Origin of the sequence: Pseudomonas sp. USTB-Z (assembly GCF_019691255.1) — a bacterium.
Taxonomy (GTDB): domain Bacteria; phylum Pseudomonadota; class Gammaproteobacteria; order Pseudomonadales; family Pseudomonadaceae; genus Aquipseudomonas; species Aquipseudomonas alloputida.
Window position 1 is genome coordinate 1 of sequence record NZ_JAECZP010000070.1, and the last position, 634, is coordinate 634.

Genomic DNA, 634 nt, shown 5'->3' on the forward strand with positions numbered 1-634 from the left:
TACTGCTACCGTCACTGCCCCGGACAACGTCTACGTCGGCGCTAACGACCCTGTCGTGAAGTCGATCGCAACCGTTGAAGGCGCGGATGTCGGCAAGTTCGAACAACTGACACTCGACAAGACCCCGGTCAGCACTACCGTCACCGACGAGCCTGGCACCCCAGGCAACCCGGGCGGTAGCAACGAAGGCGACCTGGTCAAGGTCACCATCACGGCCGACCAGACCTCGGTGGCCGAGAACGTCAAACCGACGTTCACCGTACACGTCAACCAGCCGCTGGCCCACGACCTGGTCGTGACCCTGAGCAACAATGCCCAGGTCACCATCAAGGCCGGTGAAACCAGCGCGCCATACACCCATGCTGCGCAGGGTGATGACGTCTACAACGATGCTGGCCAGATCAGCCTGGGCATCAACTCGGCGGTAGACGCCACTGGTGCAACCTTCGAGAACCTCGAGTTGGGCGGTGCGGCTTCGGTTCAAGTGACCGATACCACCGACGAAGTGGTGGCCAAGCTGACCGCCACCCCGTCGGTCACCGAAGGCGGCGAGATCACTTACACCATTACCCTGACCAACAAAGACGGCCTGCCGATCAACAACCACAGTGCATTGACCTTCACGCTGAGCGAC

1 protein-coding gene is annotated in these 634 nt (G+C 61.2%); it reads left to right on the forward strand.

Features of this window, described 5'->3' with window-relative positions:
* The coding region (locus tag I8746_RS26880) for an immunoglobulin-like domain-containing protein (RefSeq protein WP_221101223.1) at nt 1–634 on the forward strand (634 nt) is incomplete at both ends.